The following is a 26003-nucleotide window of genomic DNA, read 5'->3' as shown; positions in this document are numbered from 1 at the left end:
GCGGCAGCTTATCGGGTTTGCCGGTGCCCGGCGTCGCCGGGGACATGCCGCGCATGCATGCCGCGTAACATTGCCGGCACCCGCGCGCGGCACTCAGGCCGGCGCGGTTTGCAATGCGCCTCTTGCTGGTGGAAGACGACTCGATGATCGGCGAATCGGTGCTCGACCTGTTGCGCGCCGAGCAGTACGCCGTGGACTGGGTGCGCGACGGCGACGCTGCCGACACGGCCCTGCGCACCCAGGACTACGACCTGGTGCTGCTCGACCTCGGCCTGCCGCGGCAGGACGGCCTGTCGGTGCTGCGCCGGCTGCGCGCACGCCGTTCCCGCGTGCCGGTGCTGATCGCCACCGCCCGCGACGCCCTGGCCCAGCGCGTCGAAGGCCTGGACGCCGGGGCCGACGACTACGTGGTCAAACCCTACGAGATGGACGAGCTGCTGGCGCGCATCCGCGCCCTGCTGCGCCGCGCCTCGGGCCGGGCGGAGCCGGTCTACGAGCACCAGGGCGTGTGCATCAACCCGGCCACGCGCGAGGTCACGGTGAATGGCGAACCGGTGGTGCTCTCGGGGCGTGAGTGGGCGGTGCTGGAGCCGCTGCTGGCGCGGCCGGGGCTCGTGCTCTCGCGCGCGCAGCTGGAAGAAAAACTCTACGACTGGAAGCACGAGATCAGCTCCAACGCGGTCGAGGTCTACATCCACGGCCTGCGCAAGAAGCTGGGCGCCGACCTGATCCAGAACGTGCGCGGCGTCGGCTACCTGGTGCCCAGGGCATGACGCTGCGCTGGCCCACCTCCCTGCGCGCCCGCCTGCTGGTGTTCGTGCTGCTGGCCATCCTGGCCACCGCGCTGCTGCAGGCCGCCCTGGCCTGGCGCGCGGCGCGGGCCGAGGCCGACGCCCTGTTCGACTACCAGATGCGCCAGACCGCCCAGACCCTGCGCGCCGGCCTGCCCGAGGGCCTGGCCACCGGCGTGCTGCCGGTGCCGCCGTCGCAGCAGGACTTCGACTTCGTGCTGCAGATCTGGTCGGTCGACGGCTCGCTGCTGCTGCGCTCGGCCGACCGGCCCGAACTGCCCGCACGCGCGGTGCTGGGCTTTGCCGACGTGGTGGCGCATGGCACCACCTACCGCGTCTATTCGGTCATCACCGGTGGCCTGGTGATCCAGGTGGCGCAGGACATGGCGGTGCGCCAGCGCATGGCCGGCGACCTGGCGCTGCGCACGGCCGCGCCGGTGCTGTGGCTGGCGCCGGTGCTGATGCTGGCGGTGGGCTGGCTGGTGCGCCGCACCCTGGCCCCGGTGGCGCGGGTGCGCGAGCAGGTGGCTGCGCGCAGCGCCGACGACCTGGCGCCGCTGGCCGGGCAGGACCTGCCCGACGAGATCCGCCCGCTGGTGCAGGAATTCAACGGCCTGCTGCAGCGCCTGGGCCAGGCCTTTGAGGTGCAGCAGCGCTTCGTGGCCGACGCGGCCCACGAGCTGCGCTCGCCGCTGGCGGCGCTCAAGCTGCAGGTGCAGGGCCTGCGCCGCGCCGAGGGCGTCGAGACCCGCGAGCGCGCATTGCAGCGGCTGGACGCCGGCATCGACCGCGCCACACGGCTGGTCGGCCAGCTGATGGAGCTGGCGCGCCAGCAGGCGCGGCAGGCCGAGGGCGCCCCGGCCGCGCCGCTGGACCTGGCGGCGCTGGCGAGGTCGGTGATCGGCGAGGCGGTGGCCGATGCCCAGGCCCGCTCGCAGGCGCTGGGGCTGTCGGGCCTGGAGACGGCGATGGTGACGGGCCATGCCGACGCGCTGCGCCTGCTGCTGCGCAACCTGATCGAAAACGCCATCAAGTACGCGCCGGCCGCTGGCCGCATCGAGGTCGGTGTGCTGGCCGGCGAAGCAGCGGGCAGGGTGGCGCTGGTGGTGGAGGACAGCGGCCCGGGCATTCCCGAGGCCGAGCGCACGCGCGTGCTCGACCGCTTCTACCGCCTGCCCGACGCGCCTTCCACCGGCAGCGGCCTGGGGCTGGCCATCGCGCAGTCGGTGGCGCAGATGCACGGCGGCGCGCTGCGGCTGGACGCCTCGCCCACGCTGGGCGGCCTGCGCGTGCGGCTGGAGCTGCCGGCGGCCTGATCAGGCCAGCGTGCTGGCCAGCACGTTCACCGCCAGTGCCAGCACGGTGAGGTTGAAGGCGAACGACAGCAGACCGTGCCCCGTGGCCAGCCGGCGCAGCGAGCGCTCGGTGATGGCGACGTCCGAGACCTGCGAGGTCATGCCGATCACCGCGCTGAAGTAGAAGAAGTCCAGGTAGTCGGGCGCCTCGCCGCCCGGAAACGCCAGGCCGCCCACGTGCGGGCGGTCATGCCCGTCCGGCCGGTAGTAGCGCCGCGCGTAGTGCAGCGCGAACACGCTCTGGATCAGCAGCCAGGCGCCCATCAGCGACAGCACCATCAGCGCCAGGTGGGCCATGCGCGGCGCGCCGCGCAGGTGGGCGCCGGCGTCGGCGGCGATGGCCACGGCCACCAGGCAGGCCAGCCCCGCCAGCGTGACCAGCACGAACAGCATGGCCGCGCCCGGGTCTTCCCACTGGGCGCGGCGGCGGGTGTCGGCGGCGTTGAGGCGGTGGGCCAGGTGGGCCATCAGCCCCAGGTAGGTGGTGCAGTACGCGACCCAGCCGCAGAGCAGGGCGGTGCCGGCCGGCGCCGCCACCAGCCGCGCCACCGCCAGGCCGGTCAGCACCCCGGGCAGCAGCGCCAGCGCCTGGCGTTCCAGGGCGCTGAAGCGGGCCGACCAGTGCAGGCCGTGCAGGGGGTGCGATCTCATGCGGCCAGTGTGCCACCGCGGGCGGATTAAGCCCCGTCTAAGTGAACGCGCCCACATTCTTGGCCAGTCCAACCCATTTCACAGGAGCGATCATGCAACTCAACACCCTCACCCCCACCCGTCTGGTGCTGGCCCTGGCGGCCGCCGGTGCGATCGGCGGTGCCGGCGCCACCTGGCTGCACGGTTCGCATGCCAGTGCCGCTGCGCCTTCGCCGTCCGCCGTGGTGGCGGCGGCGCCCGCCACCAGCCCGGGACAGGCCGACTTCGCGGGCATCGCCGAGCGCCACGGTGCGGCCGTGGTCAACATCAGCGTCAGCGGAATGCGCAAGGTGTCCGACGAGGAGCGGGCCGGCGTGCCCGGGCTCGACCCGCGGGACCCCTTCTACGACTTCTTCCGCAGCTTCCCGGGCTTCGCCGGCCCGCGCGGCGGGCCCTCGGAGCAGCCGGTGCGCGGCCAGGGCTCGGGCTTCATCGTCAGCAGCGACGGTCTGATCCTCACCAACGCCCACGTGGTGCAGGACGCCAGCGAGGTCACGGTCAAGCTCACCGACCGGCGCGAGTTCCAGGCCAAGGTGCTCGGGACCGACCCGCGCACCGACGTGGCGGTGCTGCGCATCGACGCGAAGAACCTGCCCGTGGTGCCGCTGGGCAGCTCCAAGTCGATGCGGCCCGGCGAATGGGTGCTGGCCATTGGCGCGCCCTACGGCTTCGAGAACAGCGTGACCGTCGGCGTGGTCAGCGCCAAGGGCCGCTCGCTGCCCGACGACAGCCTGGTGCCCTTCATCCAGACCGACGTGGCCATCAACCCCGGCAACTCGGGCGGGCCGCTGTTCAACGCCCGCGGCGAAGTGGTGGGCATCAACTCGCAGATCTACAGCCGCTCGGGCGGCTATCAGGGCCTGTCCTTCGCCATCCCGATCGAGGTGGCCAGCAAGGTGCGCGACCAGATCGTCGCCACCGGCAAGGCCAGCCATGCGCGGCTGGGCGTGACGGTGCAGGAGGTGAACCAGGCGCTGGCCGATTCCTTCAAGCTCGACAAGCCCGAGGGAGCCCTGGTCTCTGGCGTCGAACCTGGTGGCCCGGCGGCCCAGGCCGGGCTGAAGACTGGCGACGTGATCCTGAGCGTCAACGGCCAGCCCATCGTGTCCTCGGCCGACCTGCCGGCCTACATCGGCCAGGCCAGCCCGGGCGAGAAGGTCGCGCTCGAACTCGCGCGCCAAGGCAAGCGCGAAACACTCAGCGCGCAGCTGGGCGATGCGGGCGACAAGAAGGCCGAGGTGGCCCAGACCGACAAGGCCGCAAGCCAGGGCCGCCTGGGGCTGGCGCTGCGGCCGCTGCAGCCGCAGGAAAAGCGCGAGGCGGGTGTGGACGGCGGCCTGGTGATCGAGGACGTGGCCGGTGCCTCGGCCCGCGCCGGTGTGCAGCCGGGTGATCTGCTGGTGGCGGTCAACGGCACGCCGGTGACCAGCATCGACCAGGTGCGTGCGGCGGTGGCCAAGGCCCAGAAGTCGGTGGCGCTGCTGATCCAGCGCGACGGCGACCGCATCTTCGTGCCGGTGAAACTGGGCTGATGGTGCCCGGCACCGCGGGCGCGCGGTGTGCCGGGTTCAGGGCCCGAGACCTTCACCGGCGAAACGCGCCACACAGGCGGCACAGATGCAGGCCTTGCCTTCGGCTTCCGCGGGCAGCTGCGCCAGCAGGCCGGGCGGGAACGCGGTATCAACGCACCAGCAGGGCGGCTGGGGCTGGCCGGTCGCGCGCTCAAGCTCCATCGCGCAGCGGTTGTCGCCGCCGCAGAGCGGGCAGCGGGTGGGGTCGGAGGTGGGTGTGGTCTGCATGGAAAAGGCCGGTTCTGATCAGTGTAGTCATCCACGCCCTGTGGTACTTTTTGCACTGCTCTGTCCAAGGTCTTCCGTGCTGTCCCTGTCACCCTTTCCCCTTCTTGTGTCGTTCGTGCTTGCACTCGCCGTTGGCGGCGCGGCGGCGGCCGATCCGCGCACCGTTCCCCACTCCATGGACCAGCGCGTCCAGGCCTGCACCCTCTGCCACGGCAAAGAAGGCCGCGCCACGCCGGGTGGCTTCTTCCCGCGCATCGCGGGCAAGCCGGCCGACTACCTTTACCACCAGCTGCTGAACTTCCGCGACGGCCGGCGCAACAACGACGGCATGCGCTACCTGCTGGACCACCTGAGCGACGACTACCTGCGCCTGATCGCGCAGCACTTTGCATCGCTGGACCTGCCCTACCCGCCACCGCTGCCGCCGCAGGGCAGCGCCGCCGATCTGGCCCGCGGCGAGGCGCTGGTGCGCCGCGGCGACCCGGCGCGTGATCTGCCGGCCTGCACCGCCTGCCACGGCGCGGCCATGACCGGTGTGCGGCCCGCCGTGCCCGGCCTGCTGGGCCTGCCGCGCGACTACCTGATCGGCCAGCTCGGCGCCTGGCAGACCGGTTTGCGCAAGGCCTTTGCGCCCGACTGCATGGCCCATGTGGCGCAGCGTCTCTCGCCCACCGATGTGGCGGCCGTGGCCAGCTGGCTCGCCGCGCAGCCGCTGCCGGCCGACCCGCACCCGGCCGCACCCACCACCGAGCCACTGCCGCTGCGCTGCGGGCTAACACCGCCTGCGCCGGGAGCTGCGAAATGAGCCGCCGCCCCCTGCGCTGGATCGCCGCCGTCTTCGTCGCGGGCCTGGCCCTGCTGGGCGCCGTGATCGCTGTGGAAATGCACGCGCCTGCGCTGCCGCCCGCGACCGACGCCGCACCCGCCGACCCCACGCTGCTGGCGCGCGGCGCCGAACTGGCGCGCGCCGGCAACTGCATGGCCTGCCACACCGAGCGCGGGGGCGCACCCTATGCGGGCGGTCGCCGCATCGGCACGCCGTTTGGTGACCTCTATGCCGGCAACCTCACGCCCGACGCCGAGACCGGTCTGGGCGCCTGGTCGCAGCAGGCCTTCCAGCGCGCGCTGCACGAAGGCCGCTCGCGCGACGGCCGGCTGCTCTACCCCGCGTTTCCCTATGCCCACTTCACCCGCCTGAGCGACGAGGATGTGGCCGCGCTCTGGGCGCACCTGCGCAGCCTGCCGCCGGTGCGCCAGCCGAACACGCCGCACGCGCTGCGCTTCCCCTACGGCACCCAGCCCGCGCTCGCGGTCTGGCGCGCGCTGTTTTTCGAGCCTGGCCGCTTCCAGCCCGACGCCGCGCAGAGCGCCGAATGGAACCGCGGCGCCTATCTGGTCAACGGCGTCGCCCACTGCGCCGCCTGCCACGGCACGCGCAACGCCTGGGGCGCGACCACCGAGGCCTTCGGCGGCGAGCGCCTGCCCGATGGCCGCTGGTTTGCGCCCTCGCTGCTCGACCCGCGCCAGGCGGGCGTGCAGGACTGGCCGGTGGAGCGCGTGGCCGCCCTGCTGAAGAACGGCCGCGTGGAAGGCGCCAGCGTGGCCGGGCCGATGGCCGAGGTGGTGTTCCACGGCATGCAGTACCTGCCCGAGGCCGATGTGAACGCCATGGCCGGCTACCTGAAGAGCCTGCCTGTGAAAGCCAGTGAACCTCCGGCCTTCAAGCGCGCCGACGGAGGGCTGCTGGAGACCGGCGGGCGCCTGTACCGGCAGCACTGCGCCGACTGCCACGGCGAGCAGGGCGAGGGCCGCCAGGGCGCGTACCCGCCGCTGGCAGGCAACCGCGTGGTCACCATGGACGACCCCACCAACGCCCTGCAGGCCATCGTCGGCGGCGGCTTCGCGCCGTCCACACCGGGCCATCCGCACCCCTACGGCATGCCGCCGTTCCGCACCCTGCTGCAGGACGCGGAGATCGCCGCGGTGGCGAGCTTCCTGCGCCAGAGCTGGGGCCACCAGGCGAACCCGGTGAACCCGCTGGACGTGCAGCGCGTGCGCTGAGGGGGGATCAGCCGATGCGGAACTGGCCCACGGTGCGGGCCAGGCGCTCGGCCTGATCCTGCAGACCGCTGGCCGCAGCGGCGCTTTCCTCGACCAGCGCGGCGTTCTGCTGGGTCATCTGGTCCAGGTTGCCGATGGCCATGCCCACCTGCTCGATGCCTGATCGCTGTTGGGACGAGGCGGTGGCGATCTCCTGCATCATCTGCGAGACGCGGCGCACGTTCTGCACGATCTCCTGCATCACCTCGCCGGTGCGCCCCACCAGGGCCGAGCCGGCCTCGACGCTTTCGACCGAGCGACCGATCAGCTGCTTGATCTCCTTGGCCGCTTCGGCGCTGCGCTGCGCCAGGTTGCGCACCTCGCCGGCCACCACGGCGAATCCCCGACCCTGTTCGCCGGCGCGGGCCGCTTCCACCGCCGCATTCAGCGCCAGGATGTTGGTCTGGAAGGCGATGCCATCGATCACCGAGATGATGTCGTTGATCTTGCGCGAGCTGTGGGTGATGGCTTCCATGCTGGCCACCACCTGGCCCACCACTTCGCCACCCTTTTCGGCCGAGGCGGCCGCGCCGCCGGCAATCTGGTTGGCCTCCTGGGCCGACTGCGCCGATTGCGCCACCGCCGAGGTCATTTCCTCCATGGTGGCCGAGGTCTGCTGCAGGCTGGAGGCGGCCGACTCCGTGCGCGACGACAGGTCGTGGTTGCCGCTGGCGATCTCGCGTGACGCTTCATGCACGGCGTCGCTGGTGGCGCGGATGTCGCGCAGCGTGGCCTGGATCTTGTCGACAAAGGCGTTGAAGCCCTGGGCAATGCGCGCCAGCTCGTCGTGCCCGCTCGCGTCCAGCCGCTTGGTCAGGTCACCGTCGCCCGAGGCCACGTCTTGCATGGCCGCCTGCAGGCGGTCCAGGCGCTGGAGCGAACGCGCGACCACCACACCCGCCAGCAGCACGGCCGCCACGGTCACCACCACAGCCCCGATCAGGGACTGCAGCAGGAAGTTCGACACCGAGGCCAGCGCTTCGCCCTTGTGCAGCGAGATCACCAGCTTCCAGTTGGTGCCCGCCACCGGCACCGCGGTCAACAGGCGGGCGGTGCCGCCGATGTCCACCTCGGTCAGGTCGGCGCCCAGCGCCGCCACCGCCGCCGGGGTCAGCGCAGGGCTCAGACTGGACGCCTCCTTGAGCACCAGATCCAGGTTGCTGTGCACCATCACCTTGCCTTCGGCCGACAGCACGAAGGCATCGCTCGACGGCGTGGGTTTGATGGCGGTCACGGCCGCGGCCACCACGTCCATGAACACGTCGCCGGCGGCCACCGCCCGCGTGTCGCTGCCGTTGCGGTCGGCCACCGCGAAGGTCATGACCAGCTTCTTGCTGCCCGCATCCACATAGGGTTCGGTCAGCACCACGCCCTGGCCATTGGCCGCCTGCAGGTACCAGGGCCGTCCGGTCGGGTCCCAGTCGGGCGGCAGGTTCTGCGGGCTCGAGAAGATCGCCCTTTTTTCCTGGTAGCCGATGTAGGTGGTGTCGAAGAACCCGCTCCTGACCGCCTGGGTGAGCGCCGGCATGGGGTCTTCCACCTGGGTGGCGGGCAACAGCGCACCCACCACGGCCGACTTGCTGGCGACCCACTGACCGATGCCCTCGGCGCGCGCCAGGGCCAGACTTTGCGCCGAGGCGTTCACCGATGCCCGGGTGGTCGAGCGCAGGCTCAGGAAGTTGAAGGTGCTGACGACGACCAGGCTGACCACCACCAGCACGGCGACCGTCAGGACCAGGCGGGCCTTGATCGACAGGCGAAGAAATTTTGACGAAGCTGGGATCACGTTGACCTCATTGGACGGAAACACCGCATCTGATGAATGCGTTGGACGGTCTGGCCTGGTAGGCGAGACCTCGGGGTTGTTCATGATCGGCCAAAGTCGAACGGCACTTGAGCCCGAACAGACGGGCGGATCCCCTCCTTTTCGCCGCGCCGGCGCCACTTCGTGCAGCGTGTGGTGCCGGCCGATGTTCAAAGGCCGCTGAAGTCGGCCACCAGGGCTTCGCCCCAGTCCCAGGGCCCGGTCAGCGTGAGCCGGACCTCGGTCCAGTCGCCATCCTCGTGCACCTGGGTGTCGGCGTCCCAGGCGCCGCCTTCGTCCAGCGGACCGCGCGGTCCGGGTGCTTCGCGCTGTGCGAGCGCCAGCACGGCCTCCACCTCGGCCATCACCGCCGGCAGGTCGGCGCGGCGCACGCTGGCGACGGCCTCCCAGCTGCCGGTGCCTTCGCCATCGTCGGCGGCGTCGAAGATCAGGTAGTTCAGGGACATGGGTGGTTCCGGGTTCAGCGCATGGCGTCCAGCGTGCGCGCGATCTCGCCGCCGCAGGCCGTGCGGTTGCGCGCGTACTCCTCGGGCGTGTCGATCTCGCGGTGGCGCTGCAGCGTGTGCTTCATCTGCGCATCGACCCAGGGCAGCCACTGCTCGCGGATGTGGCGGGTCAGGCGCTCCTGCAGCTCCTTGGGTTCGCCGTAGTAGATCTTGTTGCCGAAGGACTGCCGCATGCCCTCGCGCATGCGCTCGGCCGCTGCCGATAGCGTGAGCTGGTTGACCTGCACGTGGCGCATCTCGTGGGCCAGGATGTGGCGGTGCGCGCAGCTGCCTTCCTCGAACTCGCTGGCCACCGACACCACGTGCGGGTCCAGGCTGAGCGTGACGGTGATGGCCGGGCGCATGCACACCAGGCGCTCGCGCGGGTGGCTCAGCGTGGGGCTGCGGAAGGCGATGCGCGTGCCCAGCTGCAACTCGGTCAGGCCCAGGGTGAAGGCGTGTTCCTGCGGCAGGCGCTGGACCTGCATCAGGTCGGCGATGCTGCGGTCGTTGCGGTGGCGCACGGGGGCCGGTTCGGCGTTCACCTCGATCACCGTGGGCGGCAGCTGCGCCTCACACTGGGCCTGCCACCGGACGGACGGCTGCTGGGCCAGCGCCGGAGCGGGCAGCAGGGACAGGCTCAAGGCGAGGGTCAGTGGCAGGGCGAAGGGCAGGCGCATGGCGTGATCACCCCGCGGAAGCCGCGAGATTCGGCGTGCGGTCGCTGGCGATCCAGCCAGCCCAGAAGTCGATGCAGGCGCGGATCTTGGGCAGCCGCTGGCGCGCGCTGGCGGTCACCGCGTACAGCGGCACCGGTTGCGGATCGACGAAGTCCGCCAGCACCGGCACCAGCAGGCCCTGCTGCACCAGCGGAGCCGCGGCCACGGTGGCCAGCCGGCCGATGCCCAGGCCCTGCACCACCATGTTGGCGGCCAGGCCGGTGTCGTTGGTGCGCCAGTGGCCGTCGATGGTCCGGCGGCAGGGCGTGCCGTCGACCACGAAAGGCCAGCGGTTGAGGTTTGGCGCCGCGGTGTTGCTGATCAGCCGGTGCTGGTGCAGCTCGTCGGGGTGCTGCGGCAGGCCGGCGCGGGCCGCGTAGGCGGGCGATGCGTAGAGCGCGCGGCCCAGCTGGCCCAGCGCCCGCGCCACCTGGGTTTCGGGCAGGTCGGTGCTGGTGCGGATGGCGATGTCGATGCCCTCGCGCGCCATGTCCGCCAGCCGGTCGCTCACCTCCAGCTCCACCCGCAGCTGGGGGTGCTGCGCGCTCAGTGCGTTCAGGCTGGGCAGCAGCAGGTACTGCGCGATCACGGTGCTGGCCGCCACGCGCACCAGGCCGCGCGCCTCGCCCGACTGCTGCGCGAAGTCGGCCTGCAGCCCGTCGAGTGCGCCGGTGATGCGCTGGCAGTGTTCAAGAAAGATCTCGCCTTCGGCGCTGAGCGAGAGCCCGTGGGTGGAGCGGTGGACCAGGCGGGCGCCGCAGGTCTTCTCGATCCGGCTCAGCGCGCGCGAGACCTGGCTCACCGGCACGTCGCGCTCGCGCGCCGCCGCCGACAGGCTGCCCAGCGCGGCCACGCGGGCGAACAGCTTGAGGTCGTCGAAGGCGAGCGCGTCCATGCGGCGATGGTAGTCCGCGTCGGTGCGCAGGGCCTTGCACGGATTGCAAAACCGTTTTGAGCCGCCCGCCGTTTCCCGCTGAAGGGGGCTTGCCTAGAGTCGCTGCACCCCTTCATTTCATGCCGACAGGAGCCCGCCATGCGCACCGAACACCTGCACCAGACCCTTTCGCCCCAGGCCCACGCGGCCCTGTTCGACGCCCTGCAGCACCAGGCCAAGCGCGAGCGGCAGGCAGCGGTGCAGCGCTTCGGACAGGGCTGGGCCGAGCGGTTGGGCGCACGGGTCCGCCGCCTCGCTGCGCATCGCGGACATGGCGCTCACGCAGTCCGCCTGATGGAGGTCTGACCATGCCCACGCTGCTGCTCAAGGTGACCCCACTGCAGAACCCCGAGCGCTACCAGGCGCTGGCCGCGGCGCTCACCGCCCTCACCGCCGAGCTCCTGCACAAGCGGCCCGAGGTCACTGCGGTGGTGATCGACGACCTGCCGCGGGCCCGCTGGTGCGTCGGCGGGCGCACGGTGGCGGGCACCGCGGCGCTGCTGGAGATCGGCATCACCGCCGGCACCAACACAGAGGACGAGAAGGCCCGCTTCATCGCCGCCGCGTTCGACGAGCTGCAGCGCCAGCTGGCACCCGACGGCGGCTTCGAGGTGGCGAGCTACGTCACGGTGCGCGAGCTGCCGGCGACGGACTGGGGCTACGGAGGCCGGACACAGCGGGCGAGGCAGCTGGCGCGCGCCACCTTGTAGACACCCAAAGAAAACGGCGCCCCTCGGAGCGCCGTGTTTTGGTCCAGAACGCCGCGGAACTGGCTTTGCCAGGCCGCAGGCGTTGCCCCCTTGAGGGGGTGACGCACCGCAGGTGCGGCGCGGGGGTGGGCTCTGGCCTCAGGCAGCCTTCACCTTCAGACGCCACGCGTGCAGCAGCGGCTCGGTGTAGCCACTCGGCTGTTCCTTGCCCTTGAACACCAGGTCCAGGGCCGCCTGGTAAGCCTTGCTGGTGGCCACGTTGCCCGCCATGGGCTGGTAGAGCTTGTCGCCGGCGTTCTGCTTGTCCACCTTGGCGGCCATGCGCTCATAGGTCTCGCGCACCTGCTGCTCGGTCACGATACCGTGGTGCAGCCAGTTGGCCACGTGCTGGCTGGAGATGCGCAGTGTGGCGCGGTCTTCCATCAGGCCGATGTCGTTGATGTCGGGCACCTTGGAGCAGCCCACGCCCTGGTCGACCCAGCGCACCACGTAACCCAGGATGCCCTGGATGTTGTTGTCCAGCTCGGCCTGCTTCTCGGCCTCGGTCCAGTTCGGGTTGGCGCTCACTGGCACGGTCAGCAGGCCGGTCAGCAGGTCGTCGCGCAGCTTGTCGGCCTTGACCTTCTCCAGCTCCTTCTGCACGTCGGACACCAGCACCTGGTGGTAGTGCAGGGCGTGCAGCGTGGCGCCGGTGGGCGAGGGCACCCAGGCGGTGTTGGCGCCGGCCTTGGGGTGGGCGATCTTCTGCTCCAGCATGGCCTTCATCAGGTCGGGCATGGCCCACATGCCCTTGCCGATCTGTGCCTTGCCGCGCAGGCCGCAGGACAGGCCCACCAGCACGTTGTTGCGCTCGTAGCTCTGGATCCAGGCGCTGGTCTTCATGTCGCCCTTGCGCACCATGGGGCCGGCCAACATGGCGGTGTGCATCTCGTCGCCGGTGCGGTCCAGGAAGCCGGTGTTGATGAAGGCGACGCGGCTGGCGGCGGCTTCGATGCAGGCCTTGAGGTTGACGGAGGTGCGGCGCTCCTCGTCCATGATGCCCAGCTTGACCGTGCTGTCGGCCAGGCCCAGCACCTTCTCGACGCGGCTGAACAGTTCGCAGGCAAAGGCCACTTCGCGCGGGCCGTGCATCTTGGGCTTGACGATGTAGACCGAGCCCTTGCGCGAGTTGCGGATCGCGTCCTTCTTGCTCTTCTTCAGGTCGTGGATGGCGATGGCGGTGGTGACCATCGCGTCCATGATGCCTTCGGGAATCTCTTTGCCTTCCGCGCCCCAGAGGATGGCCGGGTTGGTCATCAGGTGGCCCACGTTGCGCACGAACATGAGCGAGCGGCCGTGCAGGCGGACCTTCTTGCCGTTGGCCCCGGTGTATTCGCGGTCGGCGTTCAGGCCGCGCGTCATCGTCTTGCCGCCCTTCTCGAACGACTCGGTCAGCGTGCCCTGCAGGATGCCCAGCCAGTTGCGGTAGGCCAGCACCTTGTCCTCGGCGTCCACCGCGGCCACGGAATCTTCCAGGTCCAGGATGGTGGACAGCGCGGCCTCGACCACCAGGTCGCTCACGCCGGCGGCGTCGGTCTTGCCGATGGCGGTGGCGCGGTTGATCTGGATCTCCAGGTGCAGGCCGTTGTGCTTGAGCAGCACGGCGGTGGGCGTCTTGGCCTCGCCCTGGAAGCCGATGAACTGGCTCTTGTCGGCCAGCTTGGAGGTGCCGCCTTCGGCCAGACCCACGACCAGTTCACCGTCCTTGTTGACCTTGTAGCCGGTGGAGCCGACGTGCGAACCCTTCTTCAGCGGGGCGCAGCGGTCCAGCACGTAGCGGCAGTACTCGATGACCTTGGCGCCGCGCTTGGGGTTGTAGCCGCCCTTCTTGCCGACCTTCTCGCAGCCCTTGTCTTCGCTGATCACGTCGGTGCCGTACAGCGCGTCGTACAGGCTGCCCCAGCGCGCGTTGGCGGCGTTCAGGGCGTAGCGGGCGTTCAGGATGGGCACCACCAGCTGCGGGCCGGCCTGCGTGGCCAGCTCGTCGTCCACGTTCTTCGTGGTGGCCTTGACCTTCTTGGGCTCGGGCACGAGGTAGCCGATGGTTTCCAGGAACTTGCGGTAGCCGGCCATGTCCAGGATCGGGCCGGGGTTGGCGCTGTGCCAGGTGTCCAGCTCGGCCTGCAGGCGGTCGCGCTCGGCCAGCAGGGCGGCGTTCTTGGGCGCCAGGTCGGTGACGATGGCGTCGAAGCCCTTCCAGAAGCTCTCGGCGCTCACGCCGGTGCCGGGCAGGACCTGCTCGTTGATGAACTGGTACAGGTCGGTGGAAACCTGCAGACCGTGGATGCTGGTGCGTTGCGTCATGGAAGGACTCCGTCGGTTCAAAAGGAAAAGGAAATCAGTCGAAGAAGGCGAGGACCTCGCGCAGGTTCGTGGCCGTGCGCGTGGGCGGGGTGCCCAGTTCCTCGAAGGGCTGGTTCTGGCGGTTCACCCACAGCGTGCGGTAGCCGAACCAGGTCGCGCCCAGCGCGTCCCAGGCGTTGCTGCTGACGAACACGATCTGCTGGCGCGTCAGGCCGGTCACCTTCTCGCCCTGCGCATACGCGTCGGGGTGGGTCTTGTACTTGCGCACGCCGTCCACGCTGATCACGTGGTCCAGCAGGCCTTCCAGCCCGGCGCTGCGCACGGCGATGCCCAGCATCTGCGGTTCGCCGTTGCTCAGGATGCCGGTGACGATGCCGCGGCTTTTGAGGGCCTGCAGCACCTCGCGGTTCTCCGGGAAGGCGCTCAGGTGACGGTATTGGTTCATCAGCTGCGTGGCCTTGGCCTCGTAGGCCGCCCAGTCGCTGCGGGCGGCCGGTTCGATCAGCTTGATGGCGTAGGTCAGGGCGGCCTGGGTCAGTTCCCAGAACGGGCGGTAGTGGGGCTGATGGGGCGCGCCCTGGTCGCTGGTGGTCACCAGCCGGGTGTATTCGATCTGCTTGTCGCGCCACACGGTGGCCAGCCGGGCGCCCTGGCCCGGGAACAGCTGCTGGGCGAGCAGGCCCACGCTGTACACGTCGAACAGCGTGCCGTAGGCGTCGAACAGAACCGCGCGGGGTTTTTCCATCCCGCCACTTTATTCGAGACTTGTCTCCTTATTAATCACCTGAATTTTGATTTATCTGTGACAAAAAAGAATGTAATCAGCTGGCGACGGCGGCCTGTCGCACCAGGTGGTCCCGCAGCAGGCGGGCGGCAGGGCCCAGGTCGGCTTCGTCCCGGTAGCAGATCGCGAAGCGGCGTTCGGCCCAGTCCTCGTCCAGCGGCACCACGGTCAGCCCCAGGCCCTCGGCCCGGGGCAGGGCCACCGCCACCGGCATCACGCTGACCGCCAGCCGCGTGGCCACCACGCGCAGCGCGGCATCGAAGTCGGTCACGATCATGCGGTAGCGCAGCGTGTGGCCCAGCTCGGCCGCGGCGCGCAGCATCAGCGCCTGCACCGCGCTGTCCACCGGCAGGCCGACGAAGGGGTTGTCCAGCGCCTGCGCCAGCCGCACCCGCGCCAGCCCGGCCAGCGCATGCCCCCGGGGCAGCACCAGCCCCAGCCGGTCGCTGCGGTAGGGGGTGTGCGACAGGCCGCGCAGGTCGGTGCCGTGCGGGCTGTGCCAGCAGATGCCCAGCGAGGCCACGCCGTCGCGGATGCCCTGCACCACCTGCGCGCCCGACCGCGACGCCAGTTCCACCTGAATGCCTTCGTGGGCCGGCTGTGCCAGGAAACCGGCCACATCGCCCGGCAGTGGCGCCGCCATGACCGACGCGGTGGCCAGCAGGCGCACCTGGCCGCGCACGCCGGCCGCGAAGGCCGCCATGTCGCGCTCGATGCGCTGGGCGCCCAGCAGCAGTTCGCGCGCGTGTTCGCGCAGGCTCTCGCCGGCGGGCGTGGGCTCGACCCCGTGGCGGCGCCGGGTCAGCAGCGGCGTGCCGATCTGCGCCTCCAGCTGGGCCAGGCGCTTGCTGACCGCGCTGGCCGTCAGGTGGGCCTCGGCGGCCGCGCGGACGATGTTGCGGTGGTCGCAGACGGCCACGAACAGCCGCAAATTGGTGAGATCCAGGTCGCGCATGAGGTCAAGAATTTCCAGTATGGAATACCAAGGGCGAAAAAATACCGCTTTGCGCTGTTTTGGTAAAGCCTAAACTGCCGTTCGCCGGGCCGTACACCCAGATGCCCAGAACGGAGACTTCGCATGAACCAGACCGCCGGGGACGCCGCCCCCTCCCGCCCGCTGCCGCTCACCGGCCTGCGCGTCGTTGAATTCACCCACATGGTCATGGGCCCCACCTGCGGCATGGTGCTGGCCGACATGGGGGCCGAGACCATCAAGGTCGAGCCCATCGACGGCGACCGCACGCGCCACCTGCTGGGCTCGGGCGCGGGCTTTTTTCCACTCTTCAACCGCAACAAGAAGAGCATCGCCATCGACCTGCGCCAGCCCGAGGGCGCCGAGGTGGCGCGCCGCCTGGCCGCCAGCGCCGACGTGGTGGCCGAGAACTTCAAGCCCGGCACCATGGTCAAGTACGGGCTGGACTACGCGGCCCTCTCGCAGGTCAACCCGCACTGCATCTACATCAGCCTCAAGGGCTTTCTGCCCGGCCCCTACGACCACCGCACCGCGCTGGACGAAGTGGTGCAGATGATGGGCGGCCTGGCCTACATGACCGGCCGGCCCGGCGACCCGCTGCGCGCGGGCACCAGCGTGAACGACATCATGGGTGGCATGTTCGGCGCCATCGGGGCGCTGGGTGCGCTGATCCAGCGCGGCATCACCGGCAAGGGCCAGGAGGTGCAGAGCGCGCTGTTCGAGAACAACGTCTTCCTGGTGGGCCAGCACATGCTGCAGTACGCCATCACCGGCAAGCCGGCGGCGCCCATGCCCGAGCGCATATCGGCCTGGGCGGTGTACGACGTGTTCACCGTGAAGGACGGCGAGCAGATCTTCCTGGCGGCCGTCAGCGACGCGCAGTGGGTGACCTTCTGCGACGCGCTGGGTTTTGCCGACCTCAAGGCCGACCCGCGGTACCCCGACAACAACGCCCGCGTGAAGCTGCGTTCGCAGCTGCTGCCCATCCTGCGCGAGCGCCTGGCCGGCTGGCGCGCGGCCGACCTGGCGGCCTTGTTCGAGAAGGTCGGCCTGCCGTTTGCCCCGATCCGCAAGCCCGAAGAGCTGTATGCCGACGAGCACCTGCTGGCCACTGGTGGCCTGGCCGACATCACCCTGCCCGACGGCGAGCGCGCCGGCCAGACCGTCAAGACCACGCTGTTCCCGTTCACGCTGGACGGCCAGCGCCCCGGCGTGCGGCTGGACCCACCGCGCATGGGCGCGCACACCACCGAGCTGCTGCACGGCCTGGGCTACGCGGCGTCCGACATCGAACGTCTGCGCCAGCAGGCGGTGGTCGCGTGAGGCCGGCATGAGCACACCCGACGTTCACATCAGCGAGGTGGGGCCGCGCGATGGCCTGCAGTCCGTCAAGGCCACCATGCCGACGGCGGACAAGTGCCGCTGGATCGACGCGCTGGCCGCGGCCGGCCTGCGCGAAATCGAAGTGGGTTCTTTCGTGCCCGCCAGGCTGCTGCCGCAGATGGCCGACGTGGCCGAGGTGGTGCGCCACGCCGTCACCTTGCCGGGTCTGACGGTGATGGCCCTGGTGCCCAACCGCCGCGGCGCCGAGGCCGCGCTGGCCGCCGGGGTGCACAAGCTCACGCTGCCGGTCTCGGCCAGCGAGGCGCATTCGCTGGCCAACGTGCGCAAGACGCGCGAGCAGATGGTGGCCGAGCTGCGCGAGGTGGTGGCGCTGCGCAACGAGGTCGCGCCCGGCGTGCCGGTGGAGGTCGGCCTGTCCACCGCGTTCGGCTGCACCCTGCAGGGGCTGGTGCCGGAGGACGAGGTGATCGCGCTGGCCGTGGCCTGCGTGGACGCGGGCGTGGACGAGGTCGGCCTGTCCGACACCACCGGCATGGCGAATCCGGCCCAAGTCAGGCGCCTGTTCACCCGCCTGCGCGCCGAACTGGGCGAGAGGGCCGGCGCGGCCCACATGCACAACACGCGTGGCCTGGGTCTGGCCAACTGCCTGGCGGCGTACGACGTGGGCGTGCGCGCCTTCGACAGCTCGCTCGGCGGCCTGGGCGGCTGCCCCTACGCGCCGGGCGCCAGCGGCAACGTGGTGACGGAAGACCTGGTGTTCATGTTCGAGGCCATGGGCGTGTCCACGGGCGTGGACATCGGCCAGCTCATCGCCGCGCGCGAACCGCTCCAGGCCGGTCTGCCCGGCGAGCCGGTGTACGGCATGACGCCCGAGGCCGGGTTGCCCAAGGGGTGGCCCCTCTGATTCGTGCGCAAAGTGGCGATCTGGATCAAGACGTGGAGCGCGAGCTGTCTTAGACTGCTCGCGATGGGCGCATCGGGCGTCCATGCTTATCCATTCCTGAGGAGGAAACCCATGAAGAAGTTGTGGACCTGGGGTGCGGCCCTGATCGCCGCCGTGACGCTGGCGGCTTGCGGGGGGGGCGGCGACAGCAATGGCTACGGCTCCATCGCTGTCAGTGCGTCGACCAACCGGGTGGGCATTGCTTCCGAAGCCTTGACCCAGTCGATCGCCAACGACGCAGCGCGCGACGAGTGCGATGCCGGCGATTGCCAGGTGGTATTGCAGTTCGAGGAGTGCGGTGCCATTGCCCAGGGACAGACGGCATCCGGTGCCTGGGTCTGGGGTGTGGGCGCCGGGGGCTCGGCCTTCGACGCGCAGACCGCGGCGAACAATTCCTGTGCGGCCAAGGGCGGACAGGCTTGCACCGAGATTCCCAACCTGCCTGCCCAGTGCAACTGATCGCTCCGGCGTAACACCCAGGTAAAAAATCTGTCCAGAAGTCCCGTTGATTGCCTCCTTTTGATGGGGTAATCTGCGGGCCCATGGACAAGCTCAAGCAGCTCGAAACCTTCGTCTCGGTGGCCACGCGCGGCAGCCTGACGGCCGCCGCGAAGGCCGAGGGCGTGGCGCCGGCCATCATCGGCCGGCGGCTGGATGCGCTGGAGTCCCGCCTCGGCGTCAAGCTCATGGTGCGCACCACGCGCCGCATCACGCTGACCCACGAGGGCAGCGCCTTCATCGAGGACTGCCAGCGCCTGCTGACCGACCTGGCCAACGCCGAGGCCAGCGTCAGCGCGGGCGGCGTCAAGGCCAGCGGCCACCTGCGCATCACGGCCCCTGCCGGTTTCGGGCGCCGCCACGTGGCGCCGCTGGTGCCGCGTTTTCGCGAACTGCACCCCGAGGTCACGATCTCGCTCAATCTCAGCGACCGGGTGGTCGACCTCGCGGGCGAGGGCTACGACTGCGCGGTGCGGGTCGGCGACCTGCCGGACTCGTCCCTGGTGAGCGTGCGGCTGGCGGACAACCGCCGCATGTGCGTGGCCACGCCCGACTACCTGCGGCGGCACGGCCGCCCCGCCCACCCGGCCGACCTGGCACGCTTCGACTGCCTGACCCTGTCGTCCGACGCGTCCCAGACCCGGGGCTGGGCCTTTCGCATGCCGCCCGGCGAAGGCGCTTCCGAAGGAGCCGAGGCCGAGATCGTGCACCTGCGCCCCGGTGGGCCGCTGGACTGTTCGGACGGGCAGGTGCTGCGCGAGTGGTGCCTGGCCGGTTACGGCATTGCCTGGCGCAGCACCTGGGAGGTGGAGGCCGACATCGCGGCAGGCCGGCTCGAAACCGTGCTGGACGAGTACGCCGCGCCGCCCAACGGCATCTACGCGCTGTTCCCTCAGCGCAAGCACCTGGCGCTGCGGGTGCGGCTGTGGATCGACTTCCTCAAGCACCACTATGCGCAGGCCGACTTCTGGGCCGGCGGTACATTGGCGGCTGCGACGGGGCCGGCGGGTCGGCCCTTCCCCATTTCTCAACCAACAGGGTGAATCCATGAACAGGATCGGCAAGGGAGTGATGGCCACGGTGGCAGCCGCCGCTGCGGCGGTGTTGTTGGCGGCTTGCGGGGGCGGCGACGACGCCTCGCTGCCCAGCGCGGAGTCCATGTGCGGCAGCATGGGCCTGCAACCCAAGGTGCTCAACGGCGCCAACTGCGGGACTCCGGAGCGCTCGTCGGTCATCCTGCTCAACGTGTCCACCAGCTCGGGCACGGCGGTGTGTTCCGGCACGCTGATCACCCCCACCAAGATCCTCACGGCGGCGCACTGCCTGCCGGGTGGCACCCGGCGCGTGCTGGCGGGGCTCTGGCGTGGGGACGGCACCGTGGTCGGCGTGCCCGCCAGCCGCTGGGCCGTGCACCCGCAGTACCAGCGCAGCACCAACGCGCTGCTCAACGATGCGGCGGTGATCGTGCTGCAGCAGGCGCTGCCCAACCCGACCATGCCGTTGCTGGTGAGCCAGCCGTCCTCGCCCGGCCAGCCGATCTACGTGGCCGGCTGGGGCGCGCCCGGCTTCGACCTGGCGGTCGGCTTTGCCACGCTGACCACGGTCAACGAAACCAGCATCGGCTACACCTACTCGGGTGAGCTGAGCAACACCTGCAGCGGCGATTCGGGTGGTCCGGCCTACCGCACGGTGGGTGGTCAGCCGGCGCTGATCGGCATCACGTCCTCGGGCACGGTGGTCGACTGCGGCAAGGGCGACGGTTCGCTGTTCACCAACGCCCAGGGGCCGTCGGTGATCAACTTCATCCGCGCCCAGGCGCCCGAAGCGGCCTACCTCTGAGATTGCGCCAGCGGCCCGCAGAGGTCGCTGCGCCGGTCCTGCAGCTGCGCCGCGGGAGTGGCGGTCCGCGCCGAGGTTTGCAGGGCGGCCCTCAGCAGGGTTTCTCCTGCGCCGGTCCGAGCCAGAGCGCTCCCGTCCGGCGCGTTCACCTGGCTCAGGCCGTTGTAGTGCAGCCCGCCTTCCCGGCCACAGGCGTTGGCGTAGGCCAGGAACAGGCGGTTCTCCAGCGCCCGCGCGGGCAGCAGGACGCGCTGCACCTCGTCGAACGGCACCATGTTGGCCGTCGGCACCAGCACCGCGTCGGCACCCTGGAGTGCCAGCAGGCGCACGGTTTCCGGGAACTCCACGTCGTAGCAGATCAGCAGCCCCAGGCGCCAGCCGCGCCATTCAAAGACCTGCGACGCCGCGCCGCCCGGGCTGAACTGCACGCGGTCCATGTCGCCGAACAGGTGGGTCTTGCGGTAGTTCATGAGCCGCGTGCCGTCGGGGGCGATGGCCTGCGCTGCATTGAACGGCCGGCCGTGCGGGTTCAGCTCCGGGTAGCCATAGACAACGGCGATGCCGTGGCGCTGCGCGATGCCCGCCACCGCCTGCGCCAGCGGGCCGTCGGCCGGCTCGGCCAGCGCCGCCACGCGTTCGAGGCCAATGGCGTAGCCGGTGAGGAACATCTCGGGCGTGATGAGCAGCTCGGCGCCTTGCGCGCGCGCCTGCGCGCAGGCCGTGTCCAGGCGCTGCAGCGCCTCGGCGGTGCTGGCCGGGTGCGGGGTCTGCCAGAGGGCGATGTGCAGGTCGTTCACGCCGTCATTCTGGCAAGGCCACAGGACCCAGTGTGGGAAACAGCTCACCTGGCCCGGGGTTGTCGGCGGGGCACTGCCCGCCCAGCTGGTGCACGATGCCCCAGACCGCGTTCAGCGAGGTTTGCACCGCGCCCTCGACCCAGGCGGGCGTGAACGAGATGTCGTCGCCGGCCAGGAAGATGCCACGCTCGGCCGCCGGCAGGCTGTCCTGCATGAAGTGGCCGTACATGCGCTGGTTGTAGCGGTAGTGACCGGGCAGGGCGCCCTTGAAGGCACCCAGGAAGTAGGGGTCGGCCTCCCACGAGATCGTGATCGGGTCGCCGACGATGTGGCCGGCGATGTCCACCGTGGGGTAGATCTTGCGCAGCGCGTCCAGCGCCAGCTGCACACGTTTGGCGGGCGGGTGCGGCAGCATCTTGAGCGCGTCGCTCATCCACGCGTAGCTCAGGCACATCACCGCGGGTTTGTCCGGCCCGTTGTCGAACAGGTAGGTGCCGCGCGTGAGCCGGTCGGTCAGCGTCATGCTCATCGTGTCGCGGCCGGTCGCCGGATCCACGTCCTTCCAGAACGGGCGGTCCACCATCACGAAGGTCTTGCTCGACTGCATGTAGCGCGTGCGGTCCAGCGCCATCCACAGCTTCTGCGAGAACAGCGACTCTTCGACCGCGATCTGCGTGGTCAGCAGCCAGCTCTGGCAGGTCACCAGCACGGCGGGGTACTCGCGTTCGGTGCCCCAGCTGTCGGTGACGGCCAGTTGTCCCGAGGGGGCACGCCGGATGGCGGTGACGCCCGGCCGCGTGGCGCCGCCGTGCAGGCGGGCGAGCGAGGTGCCGGCCGGCCAGTGGGTGATCTGTTCGGGCGCGTGTTGCCACAGCCCCAGTGGCACCTGCTGCACCCCGCCCACGATCAGGTGCTGGTCCTCGTCGCAGCCGGTCAGCACCACGCGCAGGATCTCCAGCATGGTGTTGGGAAAGTCCGAGTCCCAGCCACCGGTGCCGAAGCCGACTTGGCCGAACACCTCGCGGTGGCGGAACGACAGCTTCGAAAACGCCTTCGACTGCGCCACGAAGTCGTAGAAGGTGCGGTCGTCCCACAGCGGCACCAGCGCGTCCCACAGCGCCTTGAGCCTGGGCACGTCGCGCTGGCGCAGCGCCTGCTGCAGGTCGCCGAAGCCCAGCTCGTCCAGCGCCGCGGCCCAGGCGTCGGCCACCTCGCGGAACAGCGGCGGCAGGTCGGCCAGTGTGCGGGCGTAGTGGGTCTGGCCTTCCAGGTCGACCACTGTGCTGCCGGCTGCGGGCGTGAGCGGGTTGGGGAAGGGCTTCGACTCCAGCCCCAGCAGGTTCACGTAGTGGAAGAAGGCGGTGGACGAGGCCGGGAAGCGCATGCCGCCCAGCTCGGCCACCACGCCCTGGCCGCCCTCGAAGGGCTGCGAGCGCAGGCGCCCGCCCATGCGCGAGGCCTCGTAGATGACGGGCTTGAGGCCGAGCTTCATCAGCTCGTAGGCCGCGGTCATGCCGGCCATGCCGGCGCCGACGATGGCGACCTCGGTGCCGCGCGCGCTGGCCGGCAGCGTGGCCAGGCCCTGCGGGTGGGTCAGCCAGTCGTCGTAGGCGAATGGAAAGTCCGGGCCGAAGGTGGTGACCGGGGCATTGGCGGGACGGGTGGCGCTCATGGGGGCTCCTTGGGCTTCAGAACAATCCGGCGACCAGCCAGGCGGCGGTGCCCCACATCATCAGCGCGACCACACCGTCCAGCACGCGCCAGATGTGCAGCGAGTTCAGCCGGCGGCCGAGCCAGAACGCCGCGGCGCCCAGCACCAGGAACCACACCACCGAGCCGGTGGCGGCGCCCAGGCCGAAGGCCTTGCTGCCCGGGCCATAGGCCAGCGAGGCGGTGCCGATCAGCACGGCGGTGTCCAGCCAGGCGTGCGGGTTGAGCCAGGAGAAGGCCAGGGCCGACAGGATGGCCTGGCGCTGGCTGATCGGGGCGGGCGCCTGCTGGCTCGTTGCTTGGGCGGTGGCCAGCGGGGCGGCCGCCTGCGGCCTGAGGAAGCGCTGGAACGCCTGCCAGCCGTACACGCCCAGGAACAGCACGCCGGCGCCGATGAGCGCGCCCAGCAGCTTGTCAGAGAGGCCACCGAGCTGGGCCAGGCCGAACACACCGAGCGAGATGAGCACGATGTCGGCCAGCGCGCAGACGGCGACGGTGAGCCAGAGGTGCTGGCGCTGCAGGCCCATGCGCAGCACGTGCGCGTTCTGCGGGCCGATGGCCATGATGAGCGACATGCTGAGCACCATGCCGGCGGTGAAGGTGGGGAATGCGAGGGTCATGGGGCAGGAGTCTGCCGCCGCCGCTGGTTTTGTTAAACCATTTCAACTCGAAATCTAGTTTGTTAAAAAGGAATCAACCAATTCGATGGGTTGCTCAAGCCGCGGTGCGCGTGTTCGAGGGGGATTCCCCGAACAGCGCCTTGTAGTCGTGGCTGAAATGGCCCATGTGCCAGAAGCCCCAGCGCGCCGCCACGTCGCCGATGGTCTGGTCGGCGTCCGCGTCGCGCAGCTCGCGCCGCACCGCGTTCAGCCGCACCAGGCGAAGGTAGCTGGCGGGGCTGATGCCCAGGCTGTCCTGGAAGCAGTTCTGCAGTGTGCGGCGGGTGATGTGCAGCGCCTCGCACAGGCGTTCCACGCCCAGGTACTCCTGCGGCTGTTCGGTCACCAGTTCGCGCACGCGGCGCACCACGTCCTGCCGGCGCTGCTGGCGCGGCGTGACCGCGTCGGCCTGGCCGTTCGGCATGAGCGTGTCGCCCAGCACCGAGAACAGCGCCTCGCGCAGGCTGCGGCGGCTGGCCTCGTGGTGCAGCACGCCGGGGTCGGCCTCCAGGCCGCGCAGCACCTCGCGCATCAGCCCGACCAGGCGAAAGCGCAGGGTGGGTGTCAGGGTCTGCACCCGCACCCCCGGCCCGCGCACCGGGGCCGCATCGGCCTGGTCGCGGGTGCGCACATGGGCCTGCAGCTCGGCCGGGTCGAACACCAGGCCGTAGAGGCCGTGGCCTGCCGGCACCTGCAGGTCGAAGGCCTCGCTGCCGTCGGAAATCATCAGTTCGTGCCCGCCCACCGGCCGGCCCATGAAGCGCAGGCCGGCGGGCTGTTCGGGCACTGAAAGGCCCAGCCAGACGCCCCCCCGCCAGGGTCGGCAGTGCTGGCTGGTGGCGCAGTTGGCCACTTCCTCGAAGGCCTGCAGCGGGCCGTCGAACAGTTCCCGCACCTGGCCCTGGAACACGCCCGGCGACGTCTGAACGTAGTCCTGGTCCCAGGCGTCGAGGTTGCGGGCGTGCACGTCCACTTCGCGCGTGCGTTTGACGCGGAAGCAGGCGGGCTGGGCAGGGCTGGATGTGGGCATGGCAGGGCTCCTTCGGCACGCGCAGCGCCGGGATGCAGCGGGAGTATCAAGTTCCGTGCCACGCGCGGACTGATGGAAAACCCGCACCCGGCTATCCCATTTCGGAAAAATGCACCGGGGTGGGAGCGAGTTTCCGATCCGGGATACCGCGGAGGGCGGTGGACGCCGCACGATGCACGCCGGGTCGTCCGAGCCAGGTCTCGGGCATCACTTTCACACCTCACGAGGACACGCCATGTCATCCGCATCCAAACAGGTCGCCCGGGAGCTCAAGCCCGTGCTGGGCACCTTCTCGCTCTGGGGCATCGCCGTCGGTCTGGTCATTTCCGGCGAGTATTTCGGCTGGAGCTACGGCTGGGCCAGCGCCGGCACCCTGGGCTTTCTGGTGGCCACGCTGTTCGTGGCGCTGATGTACACCACCTTCATCTTCAGCTTCACCGAGCTCTCCACCTCCATCCCGCACGCGGGCGGCCCGTTCGCCTACGCGCGCCGTGCCTTCGGGCCCACCGGCGGCTTCATCGCGGGTTTTGCCACGCTGGTGGAGTTCGTGTTTGCGCCACCGGCGATCTCGCTGGCCATCGGGGCTTACCTGAACGTGCAGTACCCGTCGCTGGACCCGAAGTGGGCGGCGGTCGGCGCCTACGTCATCTTCATCGCGCTCAACGCCGTGGGCGTGGGCATTGCGGCGGCGTTCGAGCTGTTCGTCACCATCCTGGCCGTGATCGAGCTGCTGGTGTTCGCCGGCGTCGTCGCCCCGGGCTGGTCGCTGGCCAACTTCACCGCCAACGGCTGGGCCGGCTCGCCCGACTTCAGCATGGGCACCTGGGCCGGCATCTTCGCCTCCATCCCGTTCGCGATCTGGTTCTTCCTGGCCATCGAAGGCGCGGCCATGGCCGCCGAAGAAGCCAAGGACCCCAAGCGCACCATCCCCATCGCCTACATCACCGGCATCCTGACCCTGGTGGCGCTGGCCTTCCTGGTCATGGTCATGGCCGGCGGCGTGGGCGACTGGTCCAAGCTGTCCAACATCAACGACCCGCTGCCCCAGGCCATGAAGATGGTGGTGGGCGAGTCCAGCGGCTGGCTGCACATGCTGGTGTGGATCGGCCTGTTCGGCCTGGTCGCCTCGTTCCACGGCATCGTGCTGGGCTACTCGCGCCAGATGTTCGCGCTGGCCCGCGCCGGTTACCTGCCGGCCTGGTTCGCCAAGGTCCACCCGCGCTTCCGCACCCCGGTCAATGCGCTGGTCGGCGGTGGCATCGTGGGCATCGCGGCCGTGTTCAGCGACCAGTGGGTCACCATCGGCGGCCTGCCGCTGACGGCCAACATCGTCACCATGGCGGTGCTGGGCGCGCTGGTGATGTACATCATGTCCATGGCCTCGCTGTTCAAGCTGCGCGCCACCGAGCCGAAGCTGGACCGCCCCTTCCGTGCGCCGCTCTACCCGTTGTTCCCGGCGATTGCCATCGTCTGTGGCCTGGTCTGCCTGGCGGCGGTGGTGTATTTCAACCAGCTGCTCTCGGTCATCTTCCTGGGCTTCATGGCCGTGTGCTATCTCTATTTCCGCCTCACCGTCGCCCAGCGCGACGCCGCGCCGCACGACGCGATGCTGGCCGCTGCGGCAGAATGAAATCCACCGTTTGATCCGACCCCCACCGAGGAGCCGCTGACGTGA

The 26003-nt window shown here is 70.3% G+C and carries 26 protein-coding genes; 13 read left to right on the top strand and 13 right to left on the bottom strand.

The features are described 5' to 3' along the window. Positions 1–113: 113 nt before the first annotated feature. Both HPF_RS21985 and HPF_RS21980 read left to right on the top strand, forming a co-directional pair. Complete coding sequence (locus HPF_RS21985; RefSeq protein ID WP_133157831.1) at positions 114–773, top strand: response regulator; 660 nt, start codon at positions 114–116, stop codon at positions 771–773. Continuing rightward, entirely contained in the window at positions 770–2107 is a 1338-nt protein-coding gene (locus tag HPF_RS21980) for an ATP-binding protein (protein ID WP_133157830.1), read from the top strand. The genes HPF_RS21985 and HPF_RS21980 overlap by 4 nt, the downstream gene beginning before the upstream one ends. On the opposite strand, the gene HPF_RS21975 is transcribed toward HPF_RS21980, so the two are convergent. Continuing rightward, on the bottom strand, positions 2108–2797 hold the full coding sequence (locus HPF_RS21975; protein WP_165961757.1) for a DUF1345 domain-containing protein: 690 nt from the start codon (positions 2795–2797) through the stop codon (positions 2108–2110). A gap of 92 nt (positions 2798–2889) precedes the next feature. Here HPF_RS21975 and HPF_RS21970 point away from each other — a divergent pair, with 92 nt between their 5' ends. After that, positions 2890–4368, top strand: coding sequence for a DegQ family serine endoprotease (locus tag HPF_RS21970; protein ID WP_133157829.1), 1479 nt, complete (start codon positions 2890–2892; stop codon positions 4366–4368). Positions 4369–4404: 36 nt separating this feature from the next. Here HPF_RS21970 and HPF_RS21965 read toward each other — a convergent pair whose 3' ends face one another. After that, a complete protein-coding gene (locus HPF_RS21965) occupies positions 4405–4635 on the bottom strand; it encodes a cysteine-rich CWC family protein (protein WP_079367392.1) in 231 nt (76 codons plus the stop codon). A 115-nt stretch (positions 4636–4750) separates the two neighbouring features. Between HPF_RS21965 and HPF_RS21960 the strand changes: the two genes are divergently transcribed. Together HPF_RS21960 and HPF_RS21955 are read left to right on the top strand one after the other, a co-directional pair. After that, positions 4751–5440 (top strand): c-type cytochrome, encoded by a 690-nt coding sequence (locus tag HPF_RS21960; RefSeq protein WP_424955184.1) that lies wholly within the window; start codon positions 4751–4753, stop codon positions 5438–5440. Next, a complete protein-coding gene (locus HPF_RS21955; protein ID WP_133157827.1) occupies positions 5437–6696 on the top strand; it encodes a cytochrome c in 1260 nt (419 codons plus the stop codon). Before HPF_RS21960 ends, HPF_RS21955 begins: the two co-directional genes overlap by 4 nt. 7 nt (positions 6697–6703) lie before the next feature. Here the strand turns inward: HPF_RS21955 and HPF_RS21950 are convergent, their stop codons facing one another. From HPF_RS21950 to HPF_RS21935, 4 genes are all read right to left on the bottom strand, one after another. After that, positions 6704–8521: a methyl-accepting chemotaxis protein gene (locus HPF_RS21950; RefSeq protein ID WP_243721644.1), complete on the bottom strand. Its 1818-nt coding sequence runs from the start codon at positions 8519–8521 to the stop codon at positions 6704–6706. 188 nt (positions 8522–8709) lie between these two features. Then, positions 8710–9006 carry a hypothetical protein gene (locus tag HPF_RS21945; protein ID WP_133157825.1) on the bottom strand — a complete coding sequence of 99 codons (297 nt, stop codon included), beginning with the start codon at positions 9004–9006 and terminating at the stop codon, positions 8710–8712. Between the two features lie 14 nt (positions 9007–9020). After that, positions 9021–9725 carry a hypothetical protein gene (locus HPF_RS21940; RefSeq protein WP_066156791.1) on the bottom strand — a complete coding sequence of 235 codons (705 nt, stop codon included), beginning with the start codon at positions 9723–9725 and terminating at the stop codon, positions 9021–9023. A 7-nt stretch (positions 9726–9732) separates the two neighbouring features. After that, positions 9733–10659 carry a LysR family transcriptional regulator gene (locus HPF_RS21935; protein WP_133157824.1) on the bottom strand — a complete coding sequence of 309 codons (927 nt, stop codon included), beginning with the start codon at positions 10657–10659 and terminating at the stop codon, positions 9733–9735. A 138-nt stretch (positions 10660–10797) separates the two neighbouring features. Here HPF_RS21935 and HPF_RS23725 point away from each other — a divergent pair, with 138 nt between their 5' ends. Together HPF_RS23725 and HPF_RS23720 are read left to right on the top strand one after the other, a co-directional pair. After that, positions 10798–11004: a hypothetical protein gene (locus HPF_RS23725; protein ID WP_066156786.1), complete on the top strand. Its 207-nt coding sequence runs from the start codon at positions 10798–10800 to the stop codon at positions 11002–11004. Between the two features lie 2 nt (positions 11005–11006). Further along, the gene (locus HPF_RS23720) at positions 11007–11408 is read left to right on the top strand and encodes a tautomerase family protein (RefSeq protein WP_066156782.1); all 402 of its coding nucleotides are present in this window, start codon (positions 11007–11009) and stop codon (positions 11406–11408) included. 138 nt (positions 11409–11546) lie between these two features. On the opposite strand, the gene HPF_RS21925 is transcribed toward HPF_RS23720, so the two are convergent. The 3 genes from HPF_RS21925 to HPF_RS21915 form a co-directional block, all read right to left on the bottom strand. After that, entirely contained in the window at positions 11547–13751 is a 2205-nt protein-coding gene (locus tag HPF_RS21925) for a malate synthase G (protein ID WP_133157822.1), read from the bottom strand. A 34-nt stretch (positions 13752–13785) separates the two neighbouring features. Beyond that, complete coding sequence (locus HPF_RS21920; RefSeq protein ID WP_079367399.1) at positions 13786–14496, bottom strand: haloacid dehalogenase type II; 711 nt, start codon at positions 14494–14496, stop codon at positions 13786–13788. Between the two features lie 76 nt (positions 14497–14572). Continuing rightward, positions 14573–15490 carry a LysR family transcriptional regulator gene (locus HPF_RS21915; protein WP_133157821.1) on the bottom strand — a complete coding sequence of 306 codons (918 nt, stop codon included), beginning with the start codon at positions 15488–15490 and terminating at the stop codon, positions 14573–14575. A 123-nt stretch (positions 15491–15613) separates the two neighbouring features. Between HPF_RS21915 and HPF_RS21910 the strand changes: the two genes are divergently transcribed. The 5 genes from HPF_RS21910 to HPF_RS21890 all read left to right on the top strand — a co-directional run bounded on the left by HPF_RS21910 (position 15614) and on the right by HPF_RS21890 (position 20132). Continuing rightward, positions 15614–16831 carry a CaiB/BaiF CoA transferase family protein gene (locus HPF_RS21910; RefSeq protein WP_133157820.1) on the top strand — a complete coding sequence of 406 codons (1218 nt, stop codon included), beginning with the start codon at positions 15614–15616 and terminating at the stop codon, positions 16829–16831. Between the two features lie 7 nt (positions 16832–16838). Next, positions 16839–17756: a hydroxymethylglutaryl-CoA lyase gene (locus HPF_RS21905; RefSeq protein WP_133157819.1), complete on the top strand. Its 918-nt coding sequence runs from the start codon at positions 16839–16841 to the stop codon at positions 17754–17756. 111 nt (positions 17757–17867) lie between these two features. Beyond that, a complete protein-coding gene (locus HPF_RS21900; RefSeq protein ID WP_164868453.1) occupies positions 17868–18254 on the top strand; it encodes a DUF4189 domain-containing protein in 387 nt (128 codons plus the stop codon). An 83-nt stretch (positions 18255–18337) separates the two neighbouring features. Beyond that, positions 18338–19336: a LysR family transcriptional regulator gene (locus HPF_RS21895; protein WP_079367403.1), complete on the top strand. Its 999-nt coding sequence runs from the start codon at positions 18338–18340 to the stop codon at positions 19334–19336. Between the two features lie 4 nt (positions 19337–19340). Then, a complete protein-coding gene (locus HPF_RS21890) occupies positions 19341–20132 on the top strand; it encodes a S1 family peptidase (RefSeq protein WP_165961756.1) in 792 nt (263 codons plus the stop codon). Here HPF_RS21890 and HPF_RS21885 read toward each other — a convergent pair. The 4 genes from HPF_RS21885 to HPF_RS21870 all read right to left on the bottom strand — a co-directional run bounded on the left by HPF_RS21885 (position 20123) and on the right by HPF_RS21870 (position 24328). After that, entirely contained in the window at positions 20123–20929 is an 807-nt protein-coding gene (locus HPF_RS21885; protein ID WP_207959236.1) for a carbon-nitrogen hydrolase family protein, read from the bottom strand. The genes HPF_RS21890 and HPF_RS21885 overlap by 10 nt on opposite strands. Before the next feature lie 4 nt (positions 20930–20933). Continuing rightward, positions 20934–22601, bottom strand: coding sequence for a flavin monoamine oxidase family protein (locus HPF_RS21880; protein ID WP_133157816.1), 1668 nt, complete (start codon positions 22599–22601; stop codon positions 20934–20936). A gap of 16 nt (positions 22602–22617) precedes the next feature. Then, positions 22618–23259, bottom strand: coding sequence for a LysE/ArgO family amino acid transporter (locus tag HPF_RS21875; RefSeq protein ID WP_079367406.1), 642 nt, complete (start codon positions 23257–23259; stop codon positions 22618–22620). Between the two features lie 94 nt (positions 23260–23353). Beyond that, positions 23354–24328, bottom strand: coding sequence for a helix-turn-helix domain-containing protein (locus HPF_RS21870; protein ID WP_133157815.1), 975 nt, complete (start codon positions 24326–24328; stop codon positions 23354–23356). A 235-nt stretch (positions 24329–24563) separates the two neighbouring features. Between HPF_RS21870 and eat the strand changes: the two genes are divergently transcribed. Beyond that, positions 24564–25958 carry an ethanolamine permease gene (gene eat / locus HPF_RS21865; protein WP_133157814.1) on the top strand — a complete coding sequence of 465 codons (1395 nt, stop codon included), beginning with the start codon at positions 24564–24566 and terminating at the stop codon, positions 25956–25958. Positions 25959–26003: the final 45 nt, after the last annotated feature.

The organism is Hydrogenophaga pseudoflava, from assembly GCF_004353865.1.
Classification (GTDB): domain Bacteria; phylum Pseudomonadota; class Gammaproteobacteria; order Burkholderiales; family Burkholderiaceae_C; genus Hydrogenophaga; species Hydrogenophaga pseudoflava.
The sequence above is the reverse complement of the archived record's forward strand: the minus strand, read 5'-3'. Positions and strand labels throughout refer to the sequence as shown.

Coding starts and splice junctions, on each gene's coding strand:
- HPF_RS21965 (WP_079367392.1), bottom strand. CDS start 4,635: ATGCAGACCACACCCACCTCCGACCCCACCCGCTGCCCGCTCTGCGGC.
- HPF_RS21910 (WP_133157820.1), top strand. CDS start 15,614: ATGAACCAGACCGCCGGGGACGCCGCCCCCTCCCGCCCGCTGCCGCTC.
- HPF_RS21955 (WP_133157827.1), top strand. CDS start 5,437: ATGAGCCGCCGCCCCCTGCGCTGGATCGCCGCCGTCTTCGTCGCGGGC.
- HPF_RS21915 (WP_133157821.1), bottom strand. CDS start 15,490: ATGCGCGACCTGGATCTCACCAATTTGCGGCTGTTCGTGGCCGTCTGC.
- HPF_RS21890 (WP_165961756.1), top strand. CDS start 19,341: ATGAACAGGATCGGCAAGGGAGTGATGGCCACGGTGGCAGCCGCCGCT.
- eat (WP_133157814.1), top strand. CDS start 24,564: ATGTCATCCGCATCCAAACAGGTCGCCCGGGAGCTCAAGCCCGTGCTG.
- HPF_RS21895 (WP_079367403.1), top strand. CDS start 18,338: ATGGACAAGCTCAAGCAGCTCGAAACCTTCGTCTCGGTGGCCACGCGC.
- HPF_RS21875 (WP_079367406.1), bottom strand. CDS start 23,259: ATGACCCTCGCATTCCCCACCTTCACCGCCGGCATGGTGCTCAGCATG.
- HPF_RS21880 (WP_133157816.1), bottom strand. CDS start 22,601: ATGAGCGCCACCCGTCCCGCCAATGCCCCGGTCACCACCTTCGGCCCG.
- HPF_RS23720 (WP_066156782.1), top strand. CDS start 11,007: ATGCCCACGCTGCTGCTCAAGGTGACCCCACTGCAGAACCCCGAGCGC.
- HPF_RS21980 (WP_133157830.1), top strand. CDS start 770: ATGACGCTGCGCTGGCCCACCTCCCTGCGCGCCCGCCTGCTGGTGTTC.
- HPF_RS21935 (WP_133157824.1), bottom strand. CDS start 10,659: ATGGACGCGCTCGCCTTCGACGACCTCAAGCTGTTCGCCCGCGTGGCC.
- HPF_RS21975 (WP_165961757.1), bottom strand. CDS start 2,797: ATGAGATCGCACCCCCTGCACGGCCTGCACTGGTCGGCCCGCTTCAGC.
- HPF_RS21970 (WP_133157829.1), top strand. CDS start 2,890: ATGCAACTCAACACCCTCACCCCCACCCGTCTGGTGCTGGCCCTGGCG.
- HPF_RS21925 (WP_133157822.1), bottom strand. CDS start 13,751: ATGACGCAACGCACCAGCATCCACGGTCTGCAGGTTTCCACCGACCTG.
- HPF_RS21920 (WP_079367399.1), bottom strand. CDS start 14,496: ATGGAAAAACCCCGCGCGGTTCTGTTCGACGCCTACGGCACGCTGTTC.
- HPF_RS23725 (WP_066156786.1), top strand. CDS start 10,798: ATGCGCACCGAACACCTGCACCAGACCCTTTCGCCCCAGGCCCACGCG.
- HPF_RS21870 (WP_133157815.1), bottom strand. CDS start 24,328: ATGCCCACATCCAGCCCTGCCCAGCCCGCCTGCTTCCGCGTCAAACGC.
- HPF_RS21945 (WP_133157825.1), bottom strand. CDS start 9,006: ATGTCCCTGAACTACCTGATCTTCGACGCCGCCGACGATGGCGAAGGC.
- HPF_RS21940 (WP_066156791.1), bottom strand. CDS start 9,725: ATGCGCCTGCCCTTCGCCCTGCCACTGACCCTCGCCTTGAGCCTGTCC.
- HPF_RS21905 (WP_133157819.1), top strand. CDS start 16,839: ATGAGCACACCCGACGTTCACATCAGCGAGGTGGGGCCGCGCGATGGC.
- HPF_RS21900 (WP_164868453.1), top strand. CDS start 17,868: ATGAAGAAGTTGTGGACCTGGGGTGCGGCCCTGATCGCCGCCGTGACG.
- HPF_RS21985 (WP_133157831.1), top strand. CDS start 114: ATGCGCCTCTTGCTGGTGGAAGACGACTCGATGATCGGCGAATCGGTG.